The organism is Actinokineospora sp. HUAS TT18, assembly GCF_051364635.1.
Lineage (GTDB): Bacteria > Actinomycetota > Actinomycetes > Mycobacteriales > Pseudonocardiaceae > Actinokineospora.
The window spans coordinates 3111505-3130321 of the sequence record NZ_CP195645.1 but is presented as its reverse complement, the minus strand read 5'-3'; the positions used below and the strand labels follow the sequence as shown (position 1 = coordinate 3130321).

Here is an 18817-nt window from a genome sequence, read left to right as displayed (position 1 = left end):
GTGCTCTCTTTCCGCGCGTCCACCGGCGGACTATCGGGTGCTCGGCCCACTTCAGGCGACGATCGGCGGCCGCGCCGTCCCGATCGCCATCGGCAAACAGCAGGTCCTGCTCGCCGGATTCCTGATGCACGCCAACAAAGTGGTGCGCCTGGGGGAGCTCGCGCACTGGCTTTGGGAGAGCGAACAGCCCGCCGACGCTCGCCGGACCACCCAGACGCACGTCCGCAGGCTGCGGCAGGCCCTCGGCGGGGCGGACATGCTGCGCACAGTGCCCGGCGGGTACCGGCTCGCCGTCGGCCACGACGAAGTGGATCTGCTCCGCTTCCGCGCGCTCGCCGAGCGCGGCGCCACCGCCACCGAACCCGCCGCGCGCGCGTCGCTGCTCCGCCAGGCGCTCGCCGAGTGGCGCGGGCCCGCCCTGGTGGACGTGCCGTCGGACGCGCTGCGGGGCGCCGAGCTGAGCGGCCTCGCCGAGGAGCACCTGCGTGCCCGCGAGCTGCGGATCGACGCCGACCTGCGCCTGGGCAGGCACGCGGACGTCGTCGCCGAACTCGCCGTGCTCACCGCGGAACACCCGCTGCGCGAGACCTTCCGCTACCAGCACATGCTCGCGCTGCACCGCTCCGGCAGGCAGGCGGACGCGCTCGAGGCCTACCAGGACACCCGCCGCGTGCTGGCCGACCAGCTCGGCGTCGACCCCGGCGCCGAACTCCGCGACCTGTACCAGGCGATCCTGACGAGCGACCAGTGCGCGCCGGACCTCGCCGCGCCAGAACCGCCCATCGTGGCCAACCGCCACGCGGTGCCGCGTGAACTGCCCGCCGACATCCGGAACTTCGTCGGCCGGGCCAACGCGATGCACGAGGCCGTCGACCACTTGACCCCGTCATCCCCGTCGGGGGTGCCGTGCGTCGTGGTCACCGGCCCGCCCGGCATCGGCAAGTCCGCGTTCGCCCTGCGCACCGCCCACGAACTGGCTCCGCGGTTCCCCGACGGCCAGCTGCACGCCGACCTCAGCGGCCCCGGCGGCGCGGCCGAGCGGGTGCTGCCGAGGTTCCTCGCGGCACTGGGCCTGCCGTCGGAGCGCGTGCCCGCTGATCTCGACGGCCTGCGGGCCGCGTACCGGACACTGCTGGCCGACCGCAAGGTTCTCGTCCTGCTCGACGACGCCACGTCGGTCGATCAGGTCAGGCCGCTGCTGCCGACGTCGTCCGGGTCCGCGGTCCTGGTCACCAGCAGGCAGCAGCTCGGCGGACTGACCGCGTCGCACGGCGCGCTTCGGGTCAGCCTCGACGTGCTCACCGCCGAGCAGTCCCTCGCGCTGCTGGCGGCGATCGCGGGTGCGTCGCGGATCGGGGCCAACCGGGCGCTGTCGAAGGAGCTGATCGCCCTCTGCGGGCGCTTTCCACTCGCGCTGCGCAACGCCGCGACGAACCTGCTGCTCCGCGGCGACCGCGGGCTGGAGGACTACATCGCCGAACTCCACGGCGACCGGATCGGGAAGCTGGAGGTCGACGGCGACCCGGGCACCGGCGTGCGGGCGGCGTTCGACTCGGTCCACGCCGCGCTCAGCCCGGAGGTCGCCCGCGTCTTCCAGCTGCTGAGCCGGATGCCCACCGCGGACTTCACCGCGCAGTCGGTGTCCGACATCGGCGGCGTCTCGCTCGACGCCGCCACCGAGGCGCTGCGCAGGCTCGCCTCGTGCAGCCTGCTGCGGCAGGTGCGGTCGCAGCGCTACTACCTGCACGGACTCGTCCGGGCCTACGCGGTCGAGCGGGCCAGGCTCGCGGGCACCGGCCGGTTCAGGGACACCGGCGGTGCGCAGTCCTCTGTGGACATCGTGGGCCGCTTTCCGGTCGCCGCCGTCCCGCGCAGCGCCTGAGCGTCGAACGGGATTCGATCACCCACTAGGGTGATGGGGTGGAGTTTCGGCTGCTGGGGGACGTCGAGGTCGCCATCGGGGGGAAGGTCGGCATCCCGCGCAGGCGGGAGCGGCTGCTGCTTGCCGTCTTGCTCTTGGACCAAGGCCGGAGTGTGTCCGCCGAGCGGCTGATCGACCTGCTGTGGGACGGAGTCGCCCCGCCGACGGCAGCCGCGTCGCTGCGCAGCCACGTCAGCAGGCTGCGCGCCGTGCTCCCCGACCTGGCCATCACCCGGCAGGACGCGGGCTACCGCGTCGAGGTCGACCCGGACACCGTCGACGCCCACCGCTTCCAGCGGCTCGTCCGTGAGGCCGCGGGCGAGCCCGCCGAACGCCGCTCGGTGATCCTGGCGGAGGCGCTGGCTCTGTGGCGCGGCCCCGCGCTGGCCGACGTGGCACCGGAGTCGGTGCGGTCGCGGCTGTGCTCCGGCCTGGAGGAACTGCGGCTGAGCGCCCTTGAGCAGCGGTTGGCCGCCGACCTCGACCTCGGCCGCGACCTGGTGGCCGAGCTGACCGAACTCGTCTCGGCGCACCCGATCCGCGAGCGGTTCGTCGAGTACCTGATGGTCGCGCTGCACCGCGCGGGCCGCCAGGCCGACGCGCTACGGCTGTTCGAGTCGACCCGGCGCGTGTTGGCCGAAGACCTCGGGGTCGACCCCGGCCCCGGGCTGCGCGAGGCCCACGAGCAGATCCTGCGCGCCGACACCCAGCCCACCGAGTCGACCCGCAACACGCTGCCCGCCAGCCCCGGCGGGTTCACCGGCCGGGTGGGGGAGTTGGCCGCGGTCGTCACCTCCGACTCGTTGGTCGTCGCCATCGACGGCATGGCGGGGGTCGGCAAGACCGCGCTGGCTCTGCGCGCCGCGCACGACCTCGCCGACCGCTACCCCGACGGCCTGCTCTACCTGGATCTGCACGCCCACACCGCGGGGCGTGGCCCGGTCTCGCCGACGACCGCGCTGGCCAGCCTGCTGCGGGCGATGGGCGTCTCACCGGAGCGCATCCCGCCGTCGCTGGACGACCGGGCGGCGGCGTGGCGCGCGGAGGTCCACGCCAAGCGGGTGCTCATGGTGCTGGACAACGCCGAGGGCGTCGACCAGGTGCTTCCGCTGCTGCCCGGAGGGCCGGGCACCTTCGCCATCGTCACCAGCCGACGCAGACTGGGGGCGCTGCGCGACGCCGGGCACGTCTCGCTCACCGTGCTGCCGGAGCGGGAAGCGGTCGCCCTGTTCGACGCCGCGGCTCCCGGCCGCCACGACCCCGACGCGGTCGAGGACGTCGTCGCGCTGTGCGGGCGACTGCCGCTGGCCATCCGGATCGCCGCGGCCCGGCTGCGGGACCGGCCGAGTTGGGACGTGCGCCACCTCGCCGACCGGCTGCGCGCCGAGCGGGAACGCGGCGGACGCGCCACGGACGCGGTCAGCGCGGCCTTCGCGCTGTCCTACGAGCAGTTGTCCGCCGAACACCAGCACATGTTCCGCAGGCTGTCCGCGATGCCGGGCAACGATGTCGACGCCTACGCCGCCGCCGCGCTCGCGGGCATCCCGGCGGCCGACGCGGGCGACCTGTTGGAGGACCTGCTCGATGTCCACCTCGTCGAGCAGCGCGGTCCCGGCCGGTACTCGCAGCACGACCTGCTCTGCGGGTACGCGGGAGCACTGGTGTCCGCAGCCGACCGCACCGCGGCCGTTGACCGGCTGATCGACTACTACCTGGAGATGACCGACCGGGCCCGCGTGGTCATCTCGCCGACGGGCACGCCGAAGGTCGAGCGCGACACCGCCGTCGGCCCGCTGCTCTGCGACGACTTCGCGGCGATGGCCTGGTGCGACGCCGAACGAGCCAACGTTCTGGCCGCGATCCGCGCCGCCCGCGGCGCCGCGGTGTGCGGGCTCGCCCGCAACCTGGTCGGCTACTTCATCCGCGGTTTCCACCTCGACGACGGCATCACCGCCCACGTCGCCGCGGTCAGCGCGGCGCGAACCCTGGGCGACGCTGACGCTGAGCTTCTCAGCGTCCTCAACCTGGGTGTCCTGCACTGGCGCGGCGACGACTACGGCTCGGCCATCACCTGCGCCGAGCGCGCCCTGGAGCTGACGCGGCTGGTGGGGGACGCGCGCCGCGAGGTCGCCTGCCTGAACCGCATCGGGCTGTTCCGCCTGAGCCTTGGCGAGTACACGAAGGCGGCGGAGGCGACCGCGGCGGCGCTGAGTCTGGCCAAGGCCGTCGACGACGTCCGCGAAGAAGGCGTCGCGCTGTGGATCAGCAGCGGGGTGGACCTGCTGACCGGCGCGTCCGACACCGCGTACCGCAAGGCGTTGCGCGCACTGGAGATCGATCGGGAGCTCGGCGACCGGCACGGCATCTGCGAGACGCTCATCCGCCTCGGCTCGACCTGCGCCGAGCTGGGCCGCCACGCCGAGGGCAAGCGGTGCCTGGTCGAAGCCGTGGACGTCGCCCGCGAGATCACCGACCTGCACGCCGAGGCCGCGGCCCTGATCGAACTCGGCGCGGTCAACCGCCTCATGGGCGCTCTCGGTGAGGGGACCACCGCCGTCCAGAACGCCATGCGGACGCTCTCCATGATCAGGCAGCCCGGTCTGCTCGCGGCCGCCCACCGGGTGCGGGGCGACATCCTTTTCGACCAGGGCCGACCCCAGGAGGCCGCGGTCCACCACCGCGCCGCCGTCAAACACGCGCGCTCGATCGGCAACAAGCTCGAACTGGCCCGCGCCTTCGACGGGCTGGCCGCCGACCTCTCGGCCACTGGCGACCGCAACGGCGCCGCCCGCCAGCGCGCCGCGGCCCGCGAGCTGTACTCCTGGATGGGCATCAGGGACGAAGTCGATGCCAACCACCGGCTTGTCGTCTGAGCGGCTCCCCATAGGGCACCGCTCGCCACCCCGCGAGCCGCACGTTCGAACGCCACACGCGGCCGCCGATCCGCGACTCTGAGTAGCTGCCCTACTACAGAGGAGGTGGCCGATGGCCGAGGAACCCCGACTTGAACGGGGCCAGGAGGGCGAATGGGTCCAGTACCTGCAGCAGACGCTTGAGCACCGCGGCTACGCGTGCGGGGCCACGGACGGTCAGTTCGGCGAGGTGCTGGAGGAGGCGGTCAAGCAGTTCCAGTCCGCGGCGGGCGTGACCGCCGACGGCGTGGTCGACGACCAGACCTGGGACGCCCTGGTGCGCGGCGGCGAGACCGCCGACACCTCGACGACCGACGAGCGGATGACCAACTTCGACATCGCCCAGTACCCCCTGCTGGCCGACGCGGCGCAGTACGGCGAGGGCGACGAAGCGGTCCGCCAGTTCCTGATCGGCAGGGGCCTGGACAGCAGGTTCGTCGACGAGATGCTCGCGGGCAGCTACTAGGGAACGAGAGGTGGATACATGAGTCTCCAACCCGCCGACCTGGCGGACATCGCCCCACCGAGCCGCGACGTCTGCGTCGCGGTCAGCGTCGTGCTCGGCGGCTTGACGGGCATGACCTACGGCGCGGCCACCGACAACTGGCCGGTGTTCGTCACCGGCGCCATCGCCACGATGGTCGGACTCTCCCAACTGCTGGGCGGAATCGGCGTCCTGCTGATGAGACTGCGCGCGATCCGCGCCCGACAGGCTGACGGAGGCGACAATGTCTGAGCTGACAACCGAGGAACTCGACCAGATCATCGCCTCCTTGGAACAACTCGAGGCGGACGTCAGCGCGACCATCGACCAGCTGCACTCGGCGGGCTTCTCCGCCGACGAACAGCCGCCCGCGCAGACCTGACCTTCGCCACTCGTCCACCTGCCCGGACCGGGCAGGTGGACGAGCGCTGGCGGCTACCAGGAGGCGGTGAACTCGGCGGTCGGTCCGCTGCCGGTCTTCGTCAGCCGGGCGATCCGGCTCCGCCGGTCGGGCGACGGGTCCTCGCCGAGGCTGGGACTGGCGTCGGTGATGTAGTTCCACGAGGCCCACCAGGAACCGTCGGGGGCTTGGAACGCGTTGAACGCGCCGGGGCCCCGTTTGTTGCCAGGCAGGTTGTTCTTGCGATATCGGTCGGGCAGGCCGGGCCGGAACCGCGGCTCGCCGTCCGGGTCGGGCTTGTAGGAGAAGTACGCGCGCTGCTCGTACATCGGCGTGCACCGGTTGTCGGACAGTGCGGTCCCGCAGTAGGCCACGCCCGTGGCGTAGCGGTTGGCGTACCAGTTGTTGCCCGAGTAGAAGAGGTACCACTCACCGTCGATGCGGACGGCGTTGGGATTCTCGATCGTGAGGACGTCGTCGGACGGGCTGTTGTGGTGGGTCCACTCGAGATCCGCGTTGTCGATCAACTTCTGTGGGTCGCCCTCCGACAGCCGCCGAATGTGGCGGGGCCGGTCGAATTCCAGCTTGGCGGCGCCAAGTGCGGTGACACGGTCCTGGGTCCAGGCGCCGTTGCGCAGGGTCAGCCATACGCCGTCCTGGCCCCGGCTGACGTCGGCGTCGATCGCCCAACCGCGCTCAGGGCAGAACAGCGGAGCGGCGTTGGCGACGAAACCTCCCGTGTAGCGCAGCGAAGTGGCGTAGCCGATGCAGTGCTTCGCCTTGCCCGCGGGCTCCGGCCCGGGCAGCGCGGCGCTGTAGAACAGGTAGTAGACGGTCCTGTCGTTCTCCTGACGCGCGAGCACCGCCGGTGTCCACAGTGGAGAGTTCGGCCGCGCCCAGTAGTCGGCGGGGAAGGTGACGTCGTCCCACGCGTCGCCGTCGATCGCGCTCCGGCGCTGGAACGCCCCATCGGCGAACTCGACCTTCGTGTAGGGCAGCTTGTTGCCCGCGATGCTGGCGCCGAAGGCCACATAGGTGTTCGTGTCCGGCACCCGGATCAGGTCCGCCGCCGGGAACCGGAAGTCCAGCGACTCGTCCCGTGCCCCCGTCTCGGCCGCACCCGCCGTCGCACCCGGCACCGCCGCGAACAGGCCCCCGGCGCAAGCCGCGACCACCGCGCCTAGCGCCGCGACACGCCGCAGCCCCTTCATCGGGTCACCGTCACCCGGACGCGAACCGGGCGGTGGTCGCTGCCGTAGCCGGACAGCGCGTCGACCTCGGACCCGACGGCGGACCGCTTGGTCCACACATGGTCGATGGACGCGCCGCCGAAGCTCGGGGCGCTGAAGGGCTTGGCCACCTGCCGCAACCCGTCCATCAGGTTCGAGCCGGGCTCGGCGTTGAAGTCACCCATGATGATCGGCTCGGCCACGCGGCTGGAGAACCACTCCGCGCTGTTCGCGACCTGCAGGTTGTGCAGCCGCCGGTTGAGCTCGAACCGCTGCGCGGACGGAGTGAGGTGCACGACGCCAACGACCCATTCGAAGCCCGCGGCCCGCACCCGCACCCAGTTGGCGTACTTCGGCGGCACCCAGCACCCGCAGTCGCCCGGCTCGGCGGGCCCGGTGCCCGGGGTCGCCGGGTCCACCTTCGTCGCGGGCGAGATCTCCCTGGCGCCGTGGTCGACGACGGTCACGTTGCCACGCACCAGGATCGCGTTGTGCTTGATGGCCTGGCGGTCGGTCTCGTAGATCGCGACGTACCCGTTGGCGGCCGCGACATCCCGCACCACGTCCTCGCGGTCGGCGACCTCTTGTAACCCGATCACCGCCGGACGCTCGGTGTCGATGAGGCGGCCGAGGTCGGCGCGCAGGCCGCCCGCGTCTCCGACGTTGTAGGTGACGACCTTGATCGTCTGCTCCTCCAGCGCCCCGGCCGCACCCGCCCCGGGGACCGCGACGAACGCCGCCACCAGCGCGACGGCAGGCGCCAGCAGCGTCAAGGCAAGACCTCTGCGCGTCATCTTCGGCCGCACCGCCAACTCACCGATCGCTTTCAAGGTTCCTCCTGTGTCGTGGGGAACCCGATCGGATCACCGGCGCCGACACCCGGGCAACGCGTAACGCGATTCCGTCATTTCTTGGAAAGATCTCGCGCGTCGACGCGGCACTAGAGGGGTTCGGCAGTTCAAGATCGACAGGTGATCCACTTGTCTGGCGACGTATCGGGTAACCCGTCGTGGCAGGCGGGGCCGCCGCGGCGGCTCGTCATCGTCTCGACGTCGGACTCCGCCGAGGCTCGCCGTCGATTTGGCGGTGCGCGCCGCCGATTCGTCAGCTGGCAGGCGTGGGAAGGCCGATGACACCGGGTTCCGGTCGACGCGGTGTCATCGCCTCGGTGACGTGGCGTGGCGTGGCGTGGCGTAAGCGGTGGGCGCTGGGCAAGACCGGGAATGTCAGATCGGGATGGTGTGCAGGCGGTCACCGATCTGGCCCTCTAGCGCGGTGTGTGTCGGCGCCACGCTGTGCACCTCCAGCCAGCCGGGCAGGCTCCGCCCAGGCGGCTGGATCCTTTGACACCAGAAGGCTGGTTGATCTCTCGCGTCAAGCGATGGCGTCGACGACTCGAGACCGCCAGACGAGCTGTTCGGCGGCTCACTCGGTCGAGGGGCGCCCACCGCGAATCACCGCGGGCGCGGTGGTCTCTGGCCCCTGGCCGTTGGCGCTCTTGGCGATCAACGTAGCCCGCTTACCGGACGGACCGGTATACCTCAACCTCGCTGGGCTCGAACTGTCCCGCCACCCCAAGCCGCTGGATGCCACCGTGCACCGCAGTGGGCACCTGGCCACCCGCGGGCTCGCCACGGCGAAACGATCGCCTCGGAAAGGCGATAGGCGCCCAATGCCGACCGCGTTGCCTGCCGCCTGAGCACCATCTCGAACTCTCCGAGATGAGGGTCGCGGTGATGATCCGACTGTTCGCGCGGCGACGTACACCTGATCGGTTGGCTCGTCGTGAGTCGCCCGTTGTCCCGAACGGCGGTTGACCTATTTGGCCGTCGAGCGGAGGTTCGAATGGGTGTGCTAATCCAGGAGGATATGTGCGTCACCGGCCGAGACTTTCTCTCGCCTTAGCTATGACCCTCACTGTCGGGGCGATCGCGTTCGCGCCCTCCGCGGTTGCGGAGGAGCCGCGTTCGATTGGCCTCGTCGAAACCCCGACAGGTGGGGACGAGTTGCCGAATGTGTTCGAGGACGAGCGTCGTGGATTGCGACAGAAGGCGCTGTCCGACGTTCTTGCGGGTCGTGTTAACCCGGAGAAACGCGGCCAGAGCACGGTTGCCGCCGCGCAGGTCGATCACACGACCGCAGGGCGCCAGTACGCTGAATTGAACAGGACTGGCACTGACAAAGTGTTCGTCCTTCTCGTCGAGTTCGGAAACGAACGTCACGCGAGCTACCCGGATCGCGATACTAACGCAAGCATCCCGGGGCCGGAGCGCTTCGACGGCCCAGTCCACAACGAGATCCCGGAACCCGATCGGGCAGTGGACAACACGACGCCCTGGCAAGCGGATTACAGCCGAGAGCACTTCGAGAACCTCCTTTTTGGCGACGGTGAATCGCTCCGGACGTACTACGAACGGCAGTCATCGGGTAGATACTCGATTGAAGGTACTGTCACAGACTGGGTGAAGGTCAAGTACAACGAGGCCAGGTACGGTCGCTCCAACGGCTATCCATGCCCGGACATCATCTGCACCAACTCATGGGCACTTGTCATCGACGGATTCGCGCATTGGGTGGATCAACGTCGAAGCGATGGTTGGACCGAAGCACAGATCCGGGCTGAAGTGACGCGCCACGACGTCTGGGACCGGTACGACGCCGATCGTGACGGCGAGTTCAACGAGCCTGATGGGTACATCGACCATCTTCAGATCGTGCACGCTGGCGGAGACCAAGCCGATGGCGACATCAACCAGGGCGAGGACGCCATCTGGAGCCACCACTGGTACGCGTTCGCGAACACCAACAGCGGGCCGGCCGGTAACCGCCGCGGAGGCACGCAGATCGGCGACACCGGAATCTGGGTCGGCGATTACACGATGCAGCCGGAAAACGGCGGCCTGGGTGTTATCGCGCACGAGTTCGGCCACGACCTCGGTCTACCTGATCACTATGACAGGACGCGACCGGCGGATGCGGAGGAGAACAGCGTCAACTGGTGGAGCCTCATGGGGCAGACTCGGTTCTCTGGTGAGGGTGAAGCCGTCGGGACGCGGGCCGGTGACTTGTCGGCGTGGGACAAGCTGCAGCTCGGGTGGCTCGATCATGAGGTCGTGCACGCGGGGGACGAGCGTCAGGTCGAACTTGGTGCGCACGAAGTGCCGACAGGCGCACCTCAGGGTGTAGTTGTCGTACTGCCTCCGAAGGAGAAGCGAGTCTACGGCGAGCCATTCGCAGGTGATCAGATGTACTGGAGTGGCAAGGGTGACAACCTCCAGAACACCGCCTCGGTCGATGTGGATCTGCGCGGACGTACATCTGCGACCTTGAAGTTCAAGGCCCGGTACGACATCGAAGGAGCATTCGACTTCCTCTACGTGCAAGCGTCTGTCGATGGAGGATCGACGTGGACAGCGTTGAACGGCACCATCAACTATCCGTGGAATGAATTCCCGCGGGACCGCAACAATGTTCCGGCGTTGCACGGTTCGACGGGAGGCTTCTGGGCTGATATCGCTGCGCCGATGAATGCGTTCGTGGGCCACGAGGTCAAACTTCGCTTTCGGTACGTGACAAATCAAGAAGTCGCTCTCTCAGGGTTCTTTGCCGATGATATTCAGGTCGAGTCTGGGCAGGACGTCGTGTTCTACGATGGTGCCGAGGGGGCGACCGACGCGTGGGAGCTCAACGGATTCCGTAAGACCAGCGGTACGGAATTGTTCGACCAGTTCTATGTGGCGAGTTACCGGACCTATGAGGGATACGGCAACTACCGGAAGACAGGCCCGTTCAATCACGGGATGCCGGACACGCCGAAGCTGGCCGAGCACTTTCCTTACCAGGACGGCCTGCTTGTGTCCTACTGGGACACCAGCCAGTTGGACAACAACGTCAGTCAGCATCCCGGGGAGGGGCTTGTCCTCCCCGTCGACGCGAATCCCGAACCGATCTACGATGCGCTGGGGCTGCCCTGGCGACCGCGGATCGCTGGCTATGACGCCCCGTTCTCGCTGGAACAGTCGGACTCTTTCACGCTGCACTCGGCCGGTCGCGAAAGCTTGATCGGTGGTCGACCGGCTCAGCCGGTTTTCGACGACCTTCGTTCCTACTGGTCAGATGAACAGCCGACTGCGAGCGTGAAGGTTCGATCCGCCGGTGTGGGGATCGACGTGTTGTCCCAGACTGGAAGCACGATGGGCATCCGGGTGTTCAGTACGAGGTAGGCGCGAGAATGACTCCGGTCGAGGCTCCTGGCTATCGGGTGCGGTCGATCTTGTTGATTTCGTGCTATCAGGCACGAACCACACGAATCTCGCTGTGGCGTGTGTCAAGTTGATAAATCTGCAGAACTGTTACGTGTCGACGCTCATCGCAACGTCGGCGTGGGCTGCGGTGCCGGTTGACGAGCTCGTGCGCATCCGCAGTTTCACGAAGTCTTCACATTCACATGTAAGTCCGAATTATTGAGGAGTGAGATGAACAATCGTACAAAGGCGCTTGTTTCGCTGTTCGCTGGTGGTGCGATCATGCTCGCATCGACTGGAACGGCTGCCGCCGATGTCTTGACCGGAGCCACCCCTATCCCTGGCGTCGACTATGTTGTCGACTTCGAGGTCGTAGACGAGACCTACCGTGTCTTGGTCACCGATGACAAGGTAATTCAGGATGCGTTCGACCTGTTGAATGGGAAGACGCTGGATGCGGTACCCGTCGGGCTTGTAAAGTACGGCAAGCCGGGCGTCAATGTCGGATGGAGCTGGCAGATCGATCCGGATTCCTTCCACTTTGGATCCAACTCGGTTGAAGTCTGTGACGGGCTTCCGTCCGATGTCGAGCGGCATCTCATCACGTCGGATCACTATTGTCCGTGGTCCGCTGTCGTCGTGCGCATCACGCCTGTTCGATAGGAAATGAGGACCTCCTGGAGTGCGGCTCGCCTATCGTCGCGCCGCGCTCCAGGAGAACGGGACGGGTCCCTCACGACGATCGGTTTCCTGGCACGCAGTCATGCCAGACCTTGCAGGAACGCAATGAGTGTGTTGCTGAACAGGTCAGGGTTCTGCTCAGCCGGGTAGTGGCCGGCTTCGGCGATCTCGACGTAGTGCACGTTGCGTGCGAGTGGTTTCATTCCTTCACCAACCGCTCGTCCCATGCCGAACTCGCCTCCGATTGCCAGTACCGGTTGTGTGATGAGTTCTCCTGTGTAGCCGAGTACCGCCCGGTTGTCCTCGTGAGCGGTCCTGTAGTAGCGGAGTGCGATGGTAAAGGCTTCGCCAGCATAGGCACCCACATATCTGTCCATGGCTTCCGGGGGCAACCCTTTCGGTCCCGCACTCTGTGTGAGGAACATCGAAAGGAATGTTTCTTCCCGTCCTCCACTGAGGATCAGTTCGGCCAGACCTGGCTGTTCGTTGAAGGCGCTGTGCCAGCGCGGGTAGTGCGACTTGCCCGGCTCGGGAATCTCAACGTCGATCCCGGGGAGTATCTCCTCCGTGACTACAAGCGCAGCAACCCGTGACGGATGGTTTCGCGCCAGAAGGCAACCGACTGTTCCTCCCCAGTCATGGCCGACCACGACGAACTGATCCACCTCGAACTCGTCCAGGGTGCTGAGAACAGCTCGGCTCACGCCCAACTTGTCCGTCCCGCCTGTGGGCGCTGGTGTGCCACCTAGGCCGGGCAAGGTGATTGGGAGGACAGGAAATCCGGCGCGCTCCAACTCGGGAATCGTGAAGCGCCAGTGATAGGTCGTCACCGGCCAGCCGGCAAGTAGAACTACAGGAGGCGGTGAATCTGCCCTATTGCTGCTTGCTCGCAACTGATCTCCTCGTTGCCACTGTGTCGGAATACGTCCGTTCTGGCGTCCTGGAGTTCGGTGTTCGCGTGGCTTCAGACTCGTCTCATGTGGATCAGATCGTCTGCGTCCAGCGTGAAGCCGCGTGTTCGCCCTGCTAGCTTGACACCGAAGGTGCGCGACGGTCTGTCCACGCGGCCGATTATGTCCGCGCCTCGTTCGTGTTCGCGTGGCCGCTCCGCGCCGTGTCATCAGGCGTTCCGCTGTCCTTACGTCGGAGGCGGATCTGTCGGTTCCCTGTTCAGCTGAACCTTGGGTGTGGTTGCGAGTGTCCGCCTGCGGCTGTAGCAGGCTCGTGCTGGAGGCGTGGCGATCCTTGTCGCTTGCCTGTCGTAGGGGCGACTTGCCGCGAAACTTGATCATACGCCGAAGACCTGTGGAACTGCTTTCGCGCCACAGCACGTAACCACCACAGGTTGACTGGATCGCGGGAGATGTCGTGGCTCTCAAGAACAAAGTCGTGGTTCCGGGGCGTCCCACTATTGCACCGATGCCCGACGATCGGCTGCTGTACGAACTCTACCGCCGGCATCGGTTGCGCCTGCTTTCGTACGTAGGAAGGCTCATCGGCGATTGGTCGAACGCCGAAGACATCGTTCAAGAAGTCTTCGTCCGTGCCTGGCGCCATGGCCATGCCCTCACGGGTGAGCCGGAGATGCTGTACGGATGGCTGAAAGTGGTCGCCCACAACCTGATAGTGGACAGAGTTCGTGCACGCCAGTCGCGGCCGACCGAGGTGCAGGCGTTCGGTGAGCACGATGTGGAGACACCGGATACCGCAGACGCGGTGGCAGGAACGCTGGTCGTCCAAGATCTGCTGAGCTGCTTGTCGTATGAGAAGCGGGCAGTGATCTACCAGTTGTTCTTTCGTGGTGCTTCTGTCAACGATGCTGCCGCGGAGCTGCAGATTCCAGCAGGGACGGTGAAGTCTCGAGCACACAGGGCTCTTCGCGATCTCCGTGCTATGGCTGGTGCTGACCTTGGGAGCGAGGTCCGACGCTGAGGACCGGGGTGCGGGTTCGGCTTTGTGAATGTCTCGATCTAACGACCTCGTGCATGGTTGGTTCGGGCAGACGGTCGTGGGTTGGGTGCGTCGGGTCACCGCGTTGTTGGTACGGCGCGGTCTTGGTGTTGGTGGTCGGAGAGCAGTCCGGCCACGGCTCGGACGGTGTGGTCGAAGGTTGCTCGGCGGACGAGGTGACGGGCCAGGGCTCGCCAGTTCTTCAGGTGGGCGATGCCGTGTTCGACGCGGATCCGTTGTGATGAGTGGGCTTTGCGTTGTGCTGCATGGTGTTTCTCGTACTAGGGTGGTGGGTTCTTGCGGAACTTGTGCGGCGGTGTCACCACCGCCCCGCGCGTCTCGAGCCCGAGGCCCTGGTAGCCGGCATCGGCGAGCACTTGGACACCGTGCGCCTCGGCGAGCAGCCCGGTCAGGCCGCTGTCGCGGGCTTGGGTGATGTCGGCGACCGACCCGGGCCGGGTGGCGCCGCAGAACAACACCCTGCCCTCCAGGTCGGTGACGACCATGGTCTTGATGGCGTTCTGCTTGCTCTTGCCAGACACGAACCGGTCCCGGTCGACCGTGTCCGCCGCCGGCCGCCGGACACGTACCTCGGTGGCGTCCACGAACGCGCCCCTGCCGCTGGCGCCGAGATGGTCGATCATCTCGGCTAGCGTCCGCAACCGCCTGCTGTCATCGACCCGGCACCCTCGTTCCGCCAGCAGCGGCCGAATCTCGTTGATCGCCCGCGTGATGGTCGATCGGTCCACCCCGAACCACGCACCCAGCACGTCATGGGGTGACACCGTGTCGAAGGTGGACCAAGGTCGCCAACAGCCGGTCGATGAACACCAGCCGGTACTTCGCACCCGCGCCGACAGCCCGCAGGCGCTGACGAGCGGCCCGCCTGGTGTCCTGACGCGCCTGCCACACCGGGCCAACCTCGGCAACCAGCGAGGCGAGAACCGCCGCGGACAGACCGGTCACCCGACGATTCGACAGCACAGCCACACGACCCACATCAAGATCATCTCAGTGCCCGCCGCCAACTCTGGAACCCATCCGGTAGGGCAGGTCAAGATGACACCAATCCGTGTAGCAGACCCAACGGGTGCTGCGCTGGCGAGGCGATCCTCAGCGAACGCCAGCCGCCTACATGGACATCGCCCAAGCCGTCGTTGTCCGCCACACCGCTCCGACATTGCCGAACCCGGGTGGCCACGAGCAGGGAGACACATGCCGGATCTGGCGGCCGTGGCCTATCGATCACGGCTGTAGCGGCTGGCTGCTGAATCCGAGGCCCACGGCGCGACCTTGACCTCCCTGGAACCCAAATCGTCGTATGAGCGTACTTGCGGGTGGAGCAGCATTCGTGCAACCGCGACCACAATCCGATTCGCAGCACTCATGACTGAGAGGAACGTGCGATGCGCCTCCTGCCCATCGTGGGCCTGACCCTCATGCTCGTCGCAGCATGTACAGGAACGTCGGCTCCAACCAGCGATGACCGAGTGGTCACGCTGGTGACTCACGACTCGTTCGTTGTGACGCCGGAGAGACTGGAGATGTTCAAGAATGCCACCGGTGTCACGATCAAGGTCCTCGCGAGCGGCGACGCCGGGGAGCTCGCGAACAAGCTAGTGCTCACGAAGGAGAATCCTATTGGCGATGTCGTGTTTGGAATTGACTCGACGTTCGCTTCCCGCGTGCTGCGGGCGGATGTATTGGCAGGCTATTCTTCCCCCGAAGCGAAGAACGGTGCACATCGTTACCAACTCGCTCCGGCGAATCTCCTACACGCGGTGGATGTCGGCGACGTCTGCGTGAATATCGATACTGCAAGGTTGGCTGACGGCGCTGGCCCTCGGACTTATGAGGACCTGCTTGACCCCAAGTACCGGGACATGACTGTCGTCGAGGACCCCGCGACCTCGTCGCCAGGTTTGGCCTTCATGCTTGGCACAATTGCGAACTTCGGCGAAAGTGGCTGGCTCGACTATTGGGCCAAACTCAAAGCCAATGGCGTGAAGGTCACGAGCGGCTGGGAGGAAGCCTATACTCAGGAGTTCTCGGGCTCCAGCGGCAAAGGCCCACGACCGATTGTGGTTTCGTATGCTTCGTCACCTGCGGCTGAGATCGGCGACAACGGTGTGCCGCGCACGTCAGCGCTGCTCGATACCTGTTATCGACAGGTTGAATACGCGGGTGTGTTGAACGGTGCCAGCAACTTTGAGGATGCCGCGAAGGTGGTCGACTTCCTGCTGTCGGAGCCGTTCCAGTCCGACGTTCCCGAACAAATGTACGTCTACCCCACACGTGATGGGGTCGCGCTACCCGACTCGTGGAGTAAGGCCGCGCCGCTTCCTGCTGCCTCTCGCAGTCTGCCCGGTGACGCTATCGACGCCAATCGCGAGCGTTGGGTGGAGCAATGGCGAGCAGTCGTCTTCGGCTGAGCTGGCCGCTCGCTGCCCTGGTTCCCGCGGGATTCCTGGGATTGTTCTTCGTCTGGCCCGTGATCGCGATCGCAAGCCTTGGATTCGCTGACGGTGGAGTGTCTACCGTGCTTGCTGATCCGGCGACCTGGCGCTTGGTTGCGTACACAGTCGCCCAAGCGGTCGGCTCGACCATCGTGGCCCTGCTCGCAGGCACCCCTGTCGCGTTCCTGCTGGCACGGTGTTCCGTGCCTGGTTCCAGCGTGGTCCGCCTGATCGTGCTGGTGCCGTTTGTCCTGCCAACAGTCGTTGTTGGCGTCGCGTTTCGAACAATCTGGCCTCACGGCGGCATTTGGCCCATCCTCCTGGCGAACGCGTTCTTCAACGTGGCGGTGGTCGCTCGCACAGTGGGTGGGATGTGGGCGCGTGTCGATCGTCGGATGGAAGACGCCGCCCGCGCTCTTGGTGCCGGGAGGCTGAGGACCTTTTTCGCGGTCACCCTTCCAGTCTTGGCTCCCGCCTTCATTTCCGCAGGCTCGGTGGTCTTCTTGTTTTGCTCCACGAGTTTCGGCGTGGTGCTCATACTTGGTGGGTCTGCGTTCCGGACTCTGGAAACGGAGATATATCTCCGCACAGTCGCGCTGTTCGACCTGTCAGGAGCTGCAGCGCTGTCATTGCTGCAGGTGTCCGCTGTGTTGTGTGTTTTGCTAGTCGGCCTCGCCGCCAGGCGTAAGCGCGAGAGCTGGTTTTCTCTGCGCGCGCAGCATCTCCGCAGACCACGCGGAGGCGAGTGGTGGGCAGTTGGCGCTGCTTGGATCGTGGTGCTCGCCTTGCTAGTTCCGATCGTGAGTCTGCTTGTTCGATCGCTCTCCACGTCGACGGGGTGGAGTCTCGATGGATTCCGCGCGCTGGCTGGTACCGGCGAGCGGGGCACGCTCGCTGTGTCCGGTATGGACGCGTTGTTCAACTCGATTCGCACGGCAACCGACGCGACCATCCTGGCGTTCATTCTTGGAACCTTCTCCGCGGTCGTGCTCCTCGGCCTCGCCAGGAACAAGTCGGTGCTCGGAGGAGTCTTGGACACCGCACTCATGCTGCCGTTGGGGGTCTCGGCGGTTACTGTTGGCTTCGGATATCTTGTCACCTTGGGGCATCTGCCCGGTGATCTGCGTACATCGTCATCTCTGGTCCCGCTTGCTCAGGCGTTGATAGTGACCCCGTTGATAATTCGTATGGTTCTGCCCGTGTTGCGTGCAGTGGACGATCGACTGAGGCAAGCAGCTGCCACCCTTGGTGCGAAGCCTGGGCGCGTGTTGTGGGAGATCGACTTTCCGATTGTGGGAAGAACACTTGTCGCCGCCGGTGGCTTCGGATTCGCCGTGGCACTAGGTGAGTTCGGCGCTACAAGTTTCCTCATACGGCCGGAAGCGCCGACCTTGCCGGTGATCATCGCACGCCTGATGTCGCGCCCTGGTCAGCTCAACAACCAAATGGCGTATGCGGCGTGTGTTTTGCTGATGGTTGTGACCGCGGCTTCGGTGCTCTTGATCGAGCGGTTTCGAGCGCCCAATGGTGGTGATTTCTGATGTCGTTGCGAGTGAACGGCATGACAGTTCGCTACGACACGGTACGTGCGGTGGCCGAGGTCGACCTGACTGTCTCCGACGGTGAGATCATCGCGTTGCTCGGTCCTTCAGGGTGTGGCAAGTCCACTCTGCTCCGTGCGATCGCGGGAATAGAGCCTTTGACCGAAGGTTCGGTTTTCTACGACGACAAGAACCTCTCGCACGTTCCTGTTCATCGACGCGGCTTCGGTATGGTGTTCCAAGACGGCCAGCTGTTCCCGCATCGTGATGTAGCGGGGAACGTCGCGTTTGGCCTGCGGATCAGCGGCGTCAAGCGCACCACGTGTAACAGGCAGGTGGCCGACATGCTGGAAATGGTCGGTCTCGCCGGCTACCAGAGTCGTTCCGTCACCGAACTGTCCGGTGGTGAGCAGCAACGAGTCGCTTTGGCTCGGGCATTGATCGCCAAGCCAAGGGTCCTGCTGCTGGACGAACCACTCTCGGCATTGGACCGCGCACTGCGCGAGCACCTGGCTGGTGAACTGGTCATGCTTCTGCGCACAACCGCGACTACGGCGTTGGTCGTTACACATGATCATGACGAGGCATTCGGCCTCGCCGACCGAGTCGCGATCATGCGAGCTGGAAAGATCGTACAAATCGGGGTCGCAGACCAGGTGTGGCGCAACCCTGTCGACGTCGAGGCCGCGCGCTTTCTCAACTGCGCCAACGTGTTGCGTCCCGGCATCGCACGCATGCTACTCGGCATGAACGCTTGGGTCGGCCTGCGCGCCGCAGCATTGCGAGTGTGTGCTGACGGCCCGTTGGCTGGCACAGTTCAGCGACGCACGACCCGCGCTGGACATGCGAGGCTGCTTGTCACGGTGTTGAACCAAGAACTCGAGGCGGTGGCACCAATCAGTTCTGCCGCGGCGCGTGGCGACGTCGTCGCGCTTGAGATCGATCCCGACGGGATCGCTGTTATCGGGTGAGCGAGATCGATACCGCTGACCGCGGCAT

At 66.2% G+C, this 18817-nt stretch carries 17 protein-coding genes; 12 read left to right on the top strand and 5 right to left on the bottom strand.

Annotated elements, in window-relative coordinates; genetic code table 11:
• The first annotated feature begins 37 nt into the window (after window positions 1-37).
• The 5 genes from ACSHT8_RS13970 (at window position 38) to ACSHT8_RS13950 (ending at window position 5699) form a co-directional block, all read left to right on the top strand.
• Window positions 38-1882: a BTAD domain-containing putative transcriptional regulator gene (locus ACSHT8_RS13970; protein WP_436501296.1), complete on the top strand. Its 1845-nt coding sequence runs from the start codon at window positions 38-40 to the stop codon at window positions 1880-1882.
• Window positions 1883-1920: 38 nt separating this feature from the next.
• The gene (locus tag ACSHT8_RS13965) at window positions 1921-4794 is read left to right on the top strand and encodes a BTAD domain-containing putative transcriptional regulator (protein WP_436501294.1); all 2874 of its coding nucleotides are present in this window, start codon (window positions 1921-1923) and stop codon (window positions 4792-4794) included.
• Window positions 4795-4906: 112 nt separating this feature from the next.
• On the top strand, window positions 4907-5299 hold the full coding sequence (locus ACSHT8_RS13960; protein ID WP_436501292.1) for a peptidoglycan-binding domain-containing protein: 393 nt from the start codon (window positions 4907-4909) through the stop codon (window positions 5297-5299).
• An 18-nt stretch (window positions 5300-5317) separates the two neighbouring features.
• Complete coding sequence (locus ACSHT8_RS13955) at window positions 5318-5569, top strand: hypothetical protein (RefSeq protein ID WP_436501290.1); 252 nt, start codon at window positions 5318-5320, stop codon at window positions 5567-5569.
• A complete protein-coding gene (locus tag ACSHT8_RS13950) occupies window positions 5562-5699 on the top strand; it encodes a hypothetical protein (RefSeq protein WP_436501289.1) in 138 nt (45 codons plus the stop codon). Before ACSHT8_RS13955 ends, ACSHT8_RS13950 begins: the two co-directional genes overlap by 8 nt.
• 53 nt (window positions 5700-5752) lie before the next feature.
• Here the strand turns inward: ACSHT8_RS13950 and ACSHT8_RS13945 are convergent, their stop codons facing one another.
• Together ACSHT8_RS13945 and ACSHT8_RS13940 are read right to left on the bottom strand one after the other, a co-directional pair.
• Window positions 5753-6928 carry a family 43 glycosylhydrolase gene (locus ACSHT8_RS13945; RefSeq protein ID WP_436501287.1) on the bottom strand — a complete coding sequence of 392 codons (1176 nt, stop codon included), beginning with the start codon at window positions 6926-6928 and terminating at the stop codon, window positions 5753-5755.
• Entirely contained in the window at window positions 6925-7776 is an 852-nt protein-coding gene (locus ACSHT8_RS13940) for an endonuclease/exonuclease/phosphatase family protein (RefSeq protein ID WP_436501285.1), read from the bottom strand. The genes ACSHT8_RS13945 and ACSHT8_RS13940 overlap by 4 nt, the downstream gene beginning before the upstream one ends.
• Before the next feature lie 1077 nt (window positions 7777-8853).
• Between ACSHT8_RS13940 and ACSHT8_RS13935 the strand changes: the two genes are divergently transcribed.
• Both ACSHT8_RS13935 and ACSHT8_RS13930 read left to right on the top strand, forming a co-directional pair.
• The gene (locus ACSHT8_RS13935) at window positions 8854-11169 is read left to right on the top strand and encodes an immune inhibitor A domain-containing protein (protein ID WP_436501283.1); all 2316 of its coding nucleotides are present in this window, start codon (window positions 8854-8856) and stop codon (window positions 11167-11169) included.
• A gap of 252 nt (window positions 11170-11421) precedes the next feature.
• Window positions 11422-11853: a BP74-related protein gene (locus ACSHT8_RS13930; RefSeq protein WP_436501281.1), complete on the top strand. Its 432-nt coding sequence runs from the start codon at window positions 11422-11424 to the stop codon at window positions 11851-11853.
• Window positions 11854-11951: 98 nt separating this feature from the next.
• Here the strand turns inward: ACSHT8_RS13930 and ACSHT8_RS13925 are convergent, their stop codons facing one another.
• Window positions 11952-12992: an alpha/beta fold hydrolase gene (locus ACSHT8_RS13925; RefSeq protein WP_436502066.1), complete on the bottom strand. Its 1041-nt coding sequence runs from the start codon at window positions 12990-12992 to the stop codon at window positions 11952-11954.
• Window positions 12993-13239: 247 nt separating this feature from the next.
• Between ACSHT8_RS13925 and ACSHT8_RS13920 the strand changes: the two genes are divergently transcribed.
• Window positions 13240-13803: a sigma-70 family RNA polymerase sigma factor gene (locus ACSHT8_RS13920; protein ID WP_436501280.1), complete on the top strand. Its 564-nt coding sequence runs from the start codon at window positions 13240-13242 to the stop codon at window positions 13801-13803.
• Window positions 13804-13925: 122 nt separating this feature from the next.
• On the top strand, window positions 13926-14063 hold the full coding sequence (locus ACSHT8_RS13915; protein WP_436499871.1) for a hypothetical protein: 138 nt from the start codon (window positions 13926-13928) through the stop codon (window positions 14061-14063).
• 39 nt (window positions 14064-14102) lie between these two features.
• Here the strand turns inward: ACSHT8_RS13915 and ACSHT8_RS13910 are convergent, their stop codons facing one another.
• Window positions 14103-14465, bottom strand: a complete 363-nt coding sequence (locus ACSHT8_RS13910; RefSeq protein WP_436502026.1) for a transposase family protein — start codon at window positions 14463-14465, stop codon at window positions 14103-14105.
• Window positions 14466-14592: 127 nt separating this feature from the next.
• On the bottom strand, window positions 14593-14787 hold the full coding sequence (locus ACSHT8_RS13905; RefSeq protein WP_436499873.1) for a hypothetical protein: 195 nt from the start codon (window positions 14785-14787) through the stop codon (window positions 14593-14595).
• Between the two features lie 440 nt (window positions 14788-15227).
• Here ACSHT8_RS13905 and ACSHT8_RS13900 point away from each other — a divergent pair, with 440 nt between their 5' ends.
• The 3 genes from ACSHT8_RS13900 to ACSHT8_RS13890 are packed head-to-tail and all read left to right on the top strand — an operon-like array spanning window position 15228 to window position 18789.
• On the top strand, window positions 15228-16253 hold the full coding sequence (locus tag ACSHT8_RS13900; protein WP_436501278.1) for a thiamine ABC transporter substrate-binding protein: 1026 nt from the start codon (window positions 15228-15230) through the stop codon (window positions 16251-16253).
• Complete coding sequence (locus ACSHT8_RS13895; RefSeq protein ID WP_436501276.1) at window positions 16229-17818, top strand: ABC transporter permease; 1590 nt, start codon at window positions 16229-16231, stop codon at window positions 17816-17818. The genes ACSHT8_RS13900 and ACSHT8_RS13895 overlap by 25 nt, the downstream gene beginning before the upstream one ends.
• Window positions 17818-18789 (top strand): ABC transporter ATP-binding protein, encoded by a 972-nt coding sequence (locus ACSHT8_RS13890; protein ID WP_436501274.1) that lies wholly within the window; start codon window positions 17818-17820, stop codon window positions 18787-18789. Before ACSHT8_RS13895 ends, ACSHT8_RS13890 begins: the two co-directional genes overlap by 1 nt.
• The last annotated feature ends 28 nt before the right edge of the window (window positions 18790-18817 follow it).

What these genes read in the sequence shown, in the direction of transcription:
- ACSHT8_RS13960 (WP_436501292.1), top strand. Translation starts at nt 4,907, where the DNA reads ATGGCCGAGGAACCCCGACTTGAACGGGGCCAGGAGGGCGAATGGGTC.
- ACSHT8_RS13955 (WP_436501290.1), top strand. Translation starts at nt 5,318, where the DNA reads ATGAGTCTCCAACCCGCCGACCTGGCGGACATCGCCCCACCGAGCCGC.
- ACSHT8_RS13950 (WP_436501289.1), top strand. Translation starts at nt 5,562, where the DNA reads ATGTCTGAGCTGACAACCGAGGAACTCGACCAGATCATCGCCTCCTTG.
- ACSHT8_RS13945 (WP_436501287.1), bottom strand. Translation starts at nt 6,928, where the DNA reads ATGAAGGGGCTGCGGCGTGTCGCGGCGCTAGGCGCGGTGGTCGCGGCT.
- ACSHT8_RS13935 (WP_436501283.1), top strand. Translation starts at nt 8,854, where the DNA reads ATGACCCTCACTGTCGGGGCGATCGCGTTCGCGCCCTCCGCGGTTGCG.
- ACSHT8_RS13930 (WP_436501281.1), top strand. Translation starts at nt 11,422, where the DNA reads ATGAACAATCGTACAAAGGCGCTTGTTTCGCTGTTCGCTGGTGGTGCG.
- ACSHT8_RS13925 (WP_436502066.1), bottom strand. Translation starts at nt 12,992, where the DNA reads ATGACACGGCGCGGAGCGGCCACGCGAACACGAACGAGGCGCGGACAT.
- ACSHT8_RS13910 (WP_436502026.1), bottom strand. Translation starts at nt 14,465, where the DNA reads ATGATCGACCATCTCGGCGCCAGCGGCAGGGGCGCGTTCGTGGACGCC.
- ACSHT8_RS13900 (WP_436501278.1), top strand. Translation starts at nt 15,228, where the DNA reads ATGCGCCTCCTGCCCATCGTGGGCCTGACCCTCATGCTCGTCGCAGCA.
- ACSHT8_RS13895 (WP_436501276.1), top strand. Translation starts at nt 16,229, where the DNA reads ATGGCGAGCAGTCGTCTTCGGCTGAGCTGGCCGCTCGCTGCCCTGGTT.
- ACSHT8_RS13890 (WP_436501274.1), top strand. Translation starts at nt 17,818, where the DNA reads ATGTCGTTGCGAGTGAACGGCATGACAGTTCGCTACGACACGGTACGT.